The organism is Streptomyces milbemycinicus (genome assembly GCF_002154605.1).
In the GTDB taxonomy this organism is placed as follows: Bacteria; Actinomycetota; Actinomycetes; order Streptomycetales; family Streptomycetaceae; genus Streptomyces; species Streptomyces milbemycinicus.
Genome location: NZ_MUNE01000823.1, coordinates 1 through 8,560, shown reverse-complemented (window position 1 = coordinate 8,560; position 8,560 = coordinate 1). Strand labels below are relative to the sequence as shown.

Genomic DNA, 8,560 nt, shown 5'->3' with positions numbered 1-8,560 from the left:
CGGCACGCCCGCCCCGTCCTGCAGTACGTCCCGCAGCCCGTCCGACAGGGCCGAGATCGGCAGCAGCTGCAGCACGGCGCGCACCGCGTCCGGGAACTTGTCCAGCGACACGATCACCCCGCCGCCGACGAGCAGCAGCAGGAAGACCAGGTTGGCGGCCGCGAGGGTCGCCTCGGCCTTGAGGGTGCCCGCCATCAGCAGGCCGAGGCCGGAGAACGCGGCCGTGCCGAGGAGCAGCAGCAGGGCGACGGTGAGCGGGTTGCCGTGCGGGGACCAGCCGAGGGCGAGGGCGATCACGGTGAGCAGCGCGATCTGCAGCACCTCGGTGACCAGCACCGAGCAGGTCTTGGCGGTCATCAGGGCCCAGCGCGGCAGCGGGGAGGCGCCGAGCCGTTTGAGGACGCCGTAGCGCCGCTCGAAGCCGGTCGCGATGGCCTGTCCGGTGAAGGCCGTGGACAGTACGGCGAGCGCCAGGACGCCGGGGGCGAGGAAGTCCACGGTTTTGCCGTCCGAGCCGGTGTCGACGACGTCGACGCTGCTGAACAGCACCAGCAGCAGGGACGGGATGATCACGGTCAGCAGCAGCTGCTCGCCGTTGCGCAGCAGCATCCGGGTCTCCAGGGCGGCCTGGGCGCGGATCATGCGGGGCAGCGGGGCCGGGCCCGGCTGCGGGGTGAAGGTTCCCGGGGCGGTCACGCGCGCAGCTCCTTGCCGGTCAGCTCGAGGAAGACGTCCTCCAGGGTGTGCCGCTCGACCGAGATCCGGTCCGGCATGACGCCGTTCTGGGCGCACCAGGAGGTGACGGTGGCCAGCAGCTGCGGGTCGATCTTGCCGGTGACGCGGTACGAACCGGGGGTCAGCTCGTCGGCCTCGGAATCGGCGGGCAGCGCCTTGAGCAGCGAGGCCAGATCGAGCGCGGGGCGGCCGCTGAAGCGCAGCGTGTTCTCGGCTCCGCCGCGGCACAGCTGCTCCGGGCTGCCCTGGGCGATCACCTTGCCGCCGTCGACGATCGCGACGTCGTCGGCGAGCTCTTCGGCTTCGTCCATGTAGTGCGTGGTCAGCACGACGGTCACGCCGTCCCGGCGCAGATCGCGGACGAGCTCCCAGGTGGCGCGCCGGGCCTGCGGGTCGAGGCCGGCGGTGGGTTCGTCGAGGAAGACCAGTTCGGGGCGGCCGACGACGGCCATGGCGAGCGCCAGACGCTGCTGCTGGCCGCCGGAGAGCCGGCGGTAGGTCGTGCGGCCGCAGGAGCCGAGGCCGAGCCGTTCTATGAGGTGGTCGACGTCGAGGGGGTGGGCGTACAGGCCCGCGGTGTGGCGCAGCATCTCTTCTGCGCGCGCCCCGGAGTAAACCCCTCCGGACTGCAGCATCACGCCGATCCGGGGGCGCAGCGCGGCAGCCTGGGTGACGGGGTCGAGGCCGAGGACGCGGACCGTACCGGCGTCCGGCCGCCGGTATCCCTCGCAGGTCTCGACGGTGGTCGTTTTGCCTGCCCCGTTGGGGCCGAGCACGGCGGTCACGGTGGACCGCGCGATGGACAGGTCGAGCCCGTCCACGGCGGTCTTCGAGCCGTACCGCTTGACGAGGCCGAGGATGTCGACCGCGGGCTCTTCTCGCATGCCCGGCAGTCTACGAATGACACGGGGGGAGCCGGCGGGCAGGGCGGGGGCAGACCCTGTTTCCGCAGGCCGGATCGGGGATCGCGGTTAGGTGTGCCTTAGTGACGCACTCCACCGGACCGCCGCCGGGACCTCGCTTGTACCTTCGCCGGGAATTACGCAACAATGGCGTTGTGAAATACGCGAGCGAAGCTCCGGCGGGACGCGCGGTCGAGTCGGCCGCGCGATCTGCCATGCCCGTGCCCGCGTCCGATGAGCAGCACGGCACCCGTAACAAGGTCGCCCGCTCCATCCTCGACCATGGCCCGTCCACCGCGGCCGAGCTCGCCCTGCGGCTGGAGCTGACCCAGGCGGCCGTGCGCCGCCACCTCGACACCCTCGTCGCCGAAGGCGTCGTCGAGCCCCGCGAGAAGAGGGTGTACGGGGCGCGGAGCCGCGGCCGCCCGGCCAAGGTCTTCGCGCTCACCGACTGCGGGCGCGACGCCTTCGACCAGGCGTACGACGAGCTGGCCGTGGACGCCCTGCGCTGGATCGAGCAGAGCGCCGGCGGCGGCGAGTCGGGCCGGGCCGCGGTCGCTGCCTTCGCGCGCGCCAGGCTCGCCGCCCAGGCCGTGGCGTACCGCCAGGCCATCGAGGCCGCGGAGCCCGACAGCCGCGCCCAAGCCCTCGCCCGCGCACTGTCCGCGGACGGGTACGCTGCTACGGCGCGCAGCGCACCGGTCGGCGAGCAGCTCTGCCAGCACCACTGCCCGGTCGCCCATGCGGCCGAGCGGTATCCGCAGCTGTGCGAGGCGGAGACCGAGGCCTTCTCCCAGCTCCTCGGGACTCATGTGCAGCGTCTGGCCACCATCGCCCATGGCGACGGGGTGTGCACGACCTACATCCCCGGGACCGGCAAGGCCGAGAAGGCCGCCCCCAGCAAGACCCACAGCAAGACCAAGACCACCACAGCATCTGCCAGCACGGCCGGGAGGAACCCCGAATGACTCTCCCCACGGAGACTGCTCACCCCGAGCTTGAGGGGCTGGGCAACTACGAGTACGGCTGGGCCGACTCCGATGTAGCCGGTGCCTCGGCCAAGCGTGGCCTCTCCGAGGAGGTCGTGCGCGACATCTCGGGGAAGAAGTCCGAGCCGGAGTGGATGCTGAAGCTCCGGCTGAAGGGCCTCAAGCTCTTCGAGAAGAAGCCCATGCCCACCTGGGGCTCGGACCTCTCCGGTATCGACTTCGACAACATCAAGTACTTCGTGCGCTCGACGGAGCAGCAGGCCGCCTCCTGGGAAGAGCTGCCCGAGGACATCAAGAACACGTACGACAAGCTGGGCATCCCGGAGGCCGAGAAGCAGCGCCTCGTCGCAGGTGTCGCCGCGCAGTACGAGTCCGAGGTCGTCTACCACAAGATCCGTGAGGACCTTGAGGAGCAGGGCGTCATCTTCCTGGACACCGACACCGGCCTCAAGGAGCACCCGGAGCTCTTCCAGGAGTACTTCGGCTCGGTGATCCCGGTCGGCGACAACAAGTTCGCCTCGCTGAACTCGGCGGTGTGGTCCGGCGGCTCGTTCATCTACGTGCCGAAGGGCGTGCACGTGGAGATCCCGCTCCAGGCCTACTTCCGGATCAACACGGAGAACATGGGCCAGTTCGAGCGGACGCTGATCATCGTCGACGAGGATGCGTACGTCCACTACGTCGAGGGCTGCACCGCGCCGATCTACAAGTCGGACTCGCTGCACTCCGCGGTGGTCGAGATCATCGTCAAGAAGGGCGCCCGCTGCCGCTACACGACCATCCAGAACTGGTCGAACAACGTGTACAACCTGGTCACCAAGCGCGCCGTGGCCTACGAGGGCGCGACCATGGAGTGGGTCGACGGCAACATCGGCTCCAAGGTGACCATGAAGTACCCGGCCGTCTATCTGATGGGCGAGCACGCCAAGGGCGAGACCCTGTCCATCGCCTTCGCGGGCGAGGGCCAGCACCAGGACGCCGGCGCCAAGATGGTCCACATGGCGCCCCGCACCTCGTCCAACATCATCTCCAAGTCGGTGGCGCGCGGCGGCGGCCGCACCTCCTACCGCGGTCTGATCGAGATCGGCGAGGGCGCCGAGGGCTCCAAGTCCAATGTGCTGTGCGACGCGCTGCTGGTCGACACCATCTCCCGCTCGGACACCTACCCCTATGTGGACGTCCGCGAGGACGATGTGTCGATGGGCCACGAGGCGACCGTCTCCAAGGTCAGCGACGACCAGCTGTTCTATCTGATGAGCCGCGGCCTGTCCGAGGACGAGGCCATGGCGATGATCGTGCGCGGCTTCGTCGAGCCCATCGCGCGCGAGCTCCCCATGGAGTACGCGCTGGAGCTCAACCGGCTGATCGAGCTGCAGATGGAAGGCGCGGTCGGCTGACGCCGGACCCTTCCCCGATACCCGCGGCGGCCGTCCTGAGGGAGGGCCGAGGTACGTCACCAGAAAGCGAGCTGTACAGCTGCCATGGCTGCTGAAACCATTCCGGCCGGATCCACCACGGACGGTGCCATCCAGGTGGGCCAGCCCACCGATGCGAGGCTCGGCGCCATCGCGTCGTACGACGTGGCCGACTTCCCGGTGCCGCATGGCCGTGAGGAGGACTGGCGGTTCACTCCGCTTGAGCGGCTGCGCGGTCTGCACGACGGCACCGCCGAGGCCACCGGCGGTGTGCGGGTCGAGGTGAGCGCCCCCGAGGGCGTCACCGTCGAGACCGTGGACCGTACGGACCCGCGCCTGGGCAAGGCCGGCAAGCCGGTCGACCGGGTCGCGGCGCAGGCGTACAGCTCCTTCGAGAAGGCCTCGGTGGTCTCGGTCGCCAAGGAGACCGTGCTCACCGAGCCCGTGCGGATCTCCGTGCATGGCGAGGGCGGCACCGCCTACGGCCACCAGGTCGTGGAGGTCGGCGCCTTCGCCGAGGCCGTCGTGGTCATCGACCACACCGGCGACGCCACCCTCGCAGCCAATGTGGAGTATCTGATCGGCGACGGCGCAAAGCTCACCGTCGTCTCGATCCAGGACTGGGACGACACCGCCGTCCACGCCGCGCAGCACACCGCGCTCGTCGGCCGCGACGCCACCTTCAAGTCCGTGGTCGTCACCTTCGGCGGCGACCTGGTGCGCCTCCACCCGCGCGTCGTCTACGGCGCCCCGGGCGGTGAGGCCGAGCTCTACGGCCTGTACTTCACCGACAACGGCCAGCACCAGGAGCACCGGCTCTTCATCGACCACGACACCCCGCACTGCCGGAGCAACGTGGCCTACAAGGGCGCGCTGCAGGGCAAGGACGCCCACGCGGTCTGGATCGGCGATGTGCTGATCCGCGCCGCCGCGGAGGGCACCGACACCTACGAGCTCAACCGCAACCTCGTGCTGACCGACGGTGCGCGCGTCGACTCGGTGCCGAACCTGGAGATCGAGACCGGCGAGATCGTCGGCGCCGGCCACGCCAGCGCGACCGGCCGCTTCGAGGACGAGCAGCTGTTCTACCTGATGGCGCGCGGCATCCCGGCCGACGAGGCCCGTCGTCTGGTCGTCCGCGGCTTCTTCGCCGAGCTCGTCCAGCAGATCGGCATCCCCGAGCTGGAGGAGCGGCTGATCGCCAAGATCGAGGCCGAGCTGGAGGCGTCCGTCGCATGAGCCAGACCTTTGTACGCGCCTGCGCGCTGAGCGAGCTGGAAGACGACACCCCCAAGCGGGTGGAGCTGGACGGCGTGCCCGTGTCGCTCGTGCGCACCGAGGGCGAGGTCTTCGCGATCAACGACATCTGTTCGCATGCGAACGTCTCGCTGTCCGAGGGCGAGGTGGAGGACTGCCAGATCGAGTGCTGGCTGCACGGCTCCAGCTTCGACCTGCGCACCGGCAAGCCGTCCGGCCTCCCCGCGACGCGCCCCGTCCCCGTATATCCCGTAAAGATCGAAGGGGACGACGTGCTCGTCTCCGTCACCCAGGAGTCCTGAGGCACCCATGGCAACGCTTGAGATCCACGACCTGCACGTCTCCGTCGAGGCCGAAGGCGGCCCCCGCGAGATCCTGCGCGGTGTCGACCTGACCGTGAAGCAGGGCGAGACCCACGCCATCATGGGCCCCAACGGCTCCGGCAAGTCCACGCTGGCGTACTCGCTCGCCGGTCACCCCAAGTACCAGGTCACCGGCGGCACGGTGACCCTGGACGGCGAGGACGTGCTGGCCATGTCCGTCGACGAGCGGGCCCGCGCGGGCGTCTTCCTCGCCATGCAGTACCCGGTGGAGGTCCCCGGCGTCTCCGTCTCCAACTTCCTGCGCACCTCGGCCACCGCCATCCGCGGCGAGGCGCCGAAGCTGCGCACCTGGGTGAAGGAGGTCAAGGAGGCCATGGAGCGCCTGTCGATCGACCCCGCCTTCGCCGAGCGCAACGTCAACGAGGGCTTCTCCGGCGGTGAGAAGAAGCGCCACGAGATCCTCCAGCTCGAGCTGCTGAAGCCCCGCATCGCGATCCTCGACGAGACGGACTCCGGTCTGGACGTCGACGCGCTGCGCGTGGTCTCCGAAGGCGTCAACCGCGTCCGCGAGACCGGTGAGGTCGGCACCCTGCTGATCACCCACTACACGCGCATCCTGCGCTACATCAAGCCCGACCAGGTCCATGTCTTCGCGGCCGGCCGGATCGCCGAGTCCGGTGGCCCGGAGCTCGCGGACAAGCTGGAGGAAGAGGGCTACGAGGCTTATGTGAAGGGCGGCGCGACGAGTGAGTGACGACGGCAGGGGCCGTTTCGGCGGCCAGGGGTTCGGCGACGTATACGGAGGCGCAGGGACATGACACAGCTGCCGGGCCTCCTCGACACCGAGGCGATCCGCAAGGACTTCCCGATCCTGGACCGGCTGGTCCACGACGGTAAGAAGCTCGTGTACCTGGACAACGCGGCGACGTCGCAGACGCCGCGTCAGGTGCTCGATGTGCTCAGTGAGTACTACGAGGTGCACAACGCCAATGTGCACCGCGGAGTGCATGTGCTCGCCGAGGAGGCCACGGCGCTGTACGAAGGCGCCCGGGACAAGGTGGCCGCCTTCATCAACGCGCCGAGCCGGGACGAGGTGATCTTCACCAAGAACGCCTCGGAATCGCTCAACCTCGTCGCCAACATGCTGGGTTGGGCCGATGAGCCCTACCGCGTGGACAGCGACACCGAGATCGTCATCACGGAGATGGAGCACCACTCCAACATCGTCCCCTGGCAGCTGCTCTCGCAGCGCACGGGCGCGAAGCTGAAGTGGTTCGGCCTCACCGACGACGGCCGGCTCGACCTGTCGAACATAGAGGAGATCATCACCGAGAAGACCAAGGTCGTCTCGTTCGTGCTGGTCTCCAACATCCTGGGCACGGTCAACCCGGTCGAGGCGATCGTCCGCCGTGCGCAGCAGGTCGGCGCCCTCGTCGTCATCGACGCCTCGCAGGCCGCCCCGCATATGACGATGGATGTGCAGGCGCTGCAGGCCGACTTCGTGGCCTTCACCGGCCACAAGATGTGCGGCCCGACGGGCATCGGCGTGCTGTGGGGCCGTCAGGAGCTGCTGGAGGACCTGCCGCCGTTCCTCGGCGGCGGCGAGATGATCGAGACCGTCTCGATGCACTCCTCCACCTACGCCCCGGCGCCGCACAAGTTCGAGGCCGGTACGCCCCCGATCGCCCAGGCCGTCGGCCTCGGCGCGGCCGTGGACTATCTGACCTCGATCGGCATGGACAACATCGCCCGCCATGAGCACGCGGTCACCGAGTACGCGGTGCGCAGGCTCCTGGAGGTCCCCGAGCTGCGCATCATCGGCCCGACCACGGCCGAGGACCGCGGCGCCGCGATCTCCTTCACGCTCGGCGACATCCACCCCCACGACGTGGGTCAGGTACTCGACGAGCAGGGCATCGCGGTCCGGGTCGGCCACCACTGCGCCCGGCCGGTCTGCCTCAGGTACGGAATTCCCGCGACCACACGAGCGTCGTTCTATCTGTACTCCACCCCGGCCGAGGTCGACGCCTTGGTCGAGGGCCTGGAGCACGTTCGGAACTTCTTCGGGTAGGGGCGTGCCGCGTGAAGCTTGATTCGATGTATCAGGACGTGATCCTCGACCACTACAAGCACCCGCACGGGCGGGGCCTGAGGGACGGGGACGCCGAGGTGCACCACGTCAATCCGACGTGCGGGGACGAAATCACCCTCCGGGTGCGGCTCAACGGCGAGACCATCGAGGACGTCAGCTACGAGGGCCAGGGCTGTTCCATCAGCCAGGCCAGCGCTTCCGTGCTCAATGAGCTGCTGGTCGGCAAGGAGATCGCCGAGGCGCGCAAGATCCAGGAAACGTTTCTGGAGCTGATGCAGTCCAAGGGCAAGACCGAGCCCGACGACGCGATGGAGGAGGTGCTGGAGGACGCGGTCGCGTTCGCCGGTGTCTCCAAGTACCCGGCCCGGGTGAAGTGTGCCCTGCTGAGCTGGATGGCGTGGAAGGACGCGACCGCCCAGGTGCTGGGCGAGCGCGCCGAAGGGAAGATCGCATGAGTGACAATGTGGAAACGGCCGTCAAGCCGGCCGGCGAGGAAGAGGTCCGCGAGGCCCTGTACGACGTCGTGGACCCCGAGCTGGGCATCGACGTGGTCAATCTGGGCCTTGTCTACGGCATCCACATCGACGACGCCAATATCGCCACCCTCGATATGACGCTGACGTCTGCGGCCTGTCCGCTGACCGATGTCATCGAGGACCAGGCGAAGTCGGCCACCGAAGGCATCGTCAACGAGCTGCGCATCAACTGGGTCTGGATGCCGCCGTGGGGCCCCGACAAGATCACCGACGACGGCCGTGAGCAGCTTCGCGCCCTCGGCTTCAACGTCTGACAGCACCTGAGCCGCACGCCCGAACGGCCCCCGCGCGATCCGCGCGGGGGCCGTTCG

At 69.0% G+C, this 8,560-nt stretch carries 10 protein-coding genes; 8 read left to right on the top strand and 2 right to left on the bottom strand.

Annotated elements, in window-relative coordinates; all coding sequences use genetic code 11:
- Both CCN51_RS47050 and CCN51_RS47045 read right to left on the bottom strand, forming a co-directional pair.
- Nucleotides 1–642 (bottom strand): ABC transporter permease (locus CCN51_RS47050; protein WP_086860984.1); only part of this gene is annotated, 642 nt, incomplete at its 3' end.
- Between the two features lie 50 nt (nt 643–692).
- Nucleotides 693–1,619 carry an ABC transporter ATP-binding protein gene (locus CCN51_RS47045; protein ID WP_014180616.1) on the bottom strand — a complete coding sequence of 309 codons (927 nt, stop codon included), beginning with the start codon at nt 1,617–1,619 and terminating at the stop codon, nt 693–695.
- Nucleotides 1,620–1,852: 233 nt separating this feature from the next.
- Between CCN51_RS47045 and CCN51_RS47040 the strand changes: the two genes are divergently transcribed.
- The 8 genes from CCN51_RS47040 (at nt 1,853) to CCN51_RS47005 (ending at nt 8,503) form a co-directional block, all read left to right on the top strand.
- Nucleotides 1,853–2,605, top strand: a complete 753-nt coding sequence (locus CCN51_RS47040) for a helix-turn-helix transcriptional regulator (protein WP_014180617.1) — start codon at nt 1,853–1,855, stop codon at nt 2,603–2,605.
- Nucleotides 2,602–4,023, top strand: a complete 1,422-nt coding sequence (gene sufB / locus CCN51_RS47035; RefSeq protein WP_014180618.1) for a Fe-S cluster assembly protein SufB — start codon at nt 2,602–2,604, stop codon at nt 4,021–4,023. The genes CCN51_RS47040 and sufB overlap by 4 nt, the downstream gene beginning before the upstream one ends.
- Nucleotides 4,024–4,107: 84 nt before the next feature.
- Nucleotides 4,108–5,280, top strand: coding sequence for a Fe-S cluster assembly protein SufD (gene sufD / locus CCN51_RS47030; protein WP_014180619.1), 1,173 nt, complete (start codon nt 4,108–4,110; stop codon nt 5,278–5,280).
- Nucleotides 5,277–5,600, top strand: coding sequence for a bifunctional 3-phenylpropionate/cinnamic acid dioxygenase ferredoxin subunit (locus CCN51_RS47025; RefSeq protein WP_014180620.1), 324 nt, complete (start codon nt 5,277–5,279; stop codon nt 5,598–5,600). The genes sufD and CCN51_RS47025 overlap by 4 nt, the downstream gene beginning before the upstream one ends.
- Nucleotides 5,601–5,607: 7 nt before the next feature.
- The gene (sufC, locus tag CCN51_RS47020; RefSeq protein WP_014180621.1) at nt 5,608–6,375 is read left to right on the top strand and encodes a Fe-S cluster assembly ATPase SufC; all 768 of its coding nucleotides are present in this window, start codon (nt 5,608–5,610) and stop codon (nt 6,373–6,375) included.
- Nucleotides 6,376–6,435: 60 nt separating this feature from the next.
- A complete protein-coding gene (locus CCN51_RS47015) occupies nt 6,436–7,692 on the top strand; it encodes a cysteine desulfurase (RefSeq protein ID WP_014180622.1) in 1,257 nt (418 codons plus the stop codon).
- An 11-nt stretch (nt 7,693–7,703) separates the two neighbouring features.
- Nucleotides 7,704–8,168, top strand: coding sequence for a Fe-S cluster assembly sulfur transfer protein SufU (gene sufU / locus CCN51_RS47010; protein WP_043487839.1), 465 nt, complete (start codon nt 7,704–7,706; stop codon nt 8,166–8,168).
- On the top strand, nt 8,165–8,503 hold the full coding sequence (locus tag CCN51_RS47005) for a metal-sulfur cluster assembly factor (RefSeq protein ID WP_043487842.1): 339 nt from the start codon (nt 8,165–8,167) through the stop codon (nt 8,501–8,503). Before sufU ends, CCN51_RS47005 begins: the two co-directional genes overlap by 4 nt.
- Nucleotides 8,504–8,560: the final 57 nt, after the last annotated feature.

Excerpts from the sequence above, each read along its gene's own strand:
- CCN51_RS47045 (WP_014180616.1), bottom strand. The coding sequence starts at position 1,619 with ATGCGAGAAGAGCCCGCGGTCGACATCCTCGGCCTCGTCAAGCGGTAC.
- CCN51_RS47040 (WP_014180617.1), top strand. The coding sequence starts at position 1,853 with ATGCCCGTGCCCGCGTCCGATGAGCAGCACGGCACCCGTAACAAGGTC.
- sufB (WP_014180618.1), top strand. The coding sequence starts at position 2,602 with ATGACTCTCCCCACGGAGACTGCTCACCCCGAGCTTGAGGGGCTGGGC.
- sufD (WP_014180619.1), top strand. The coding sequence starts at position 4,108 with ATGGCTGCTGAAACCATTCCGGCCGGATCCACCACGGACGGTGCCATC.
- CCN51_RS47025 (WP_014180620.1), top strand. The coding sequence starts at position 5,277 with ATGAGCCAGACCTTTGTACGCGCCTGCGCGCTGAGCGAGCTGGAAGAC.
- sufC (WP_014180621.1), top strand. The coding sequence starts at position 5,608 with ATGGCAACGCTTGAGATCCACGACCTGCACGTCTCCGTCGAGGCCGAA.
- CCN51_RS47015 (WP_014180622.1), top strand. The coding sequence starts at position 6,436 with ATGACACAGCTGCCGGGCCTCCTCGACACCGAGGCGATCCGCAAGGAC.
- CCN51_RS47005 (WP_043487842.1), top strand. The coding sequence starts at position 8,165 with ATGAGTGACAATGTGGAAACGGCCGTCAAGCCGGCCGGCGAGGAAGAG.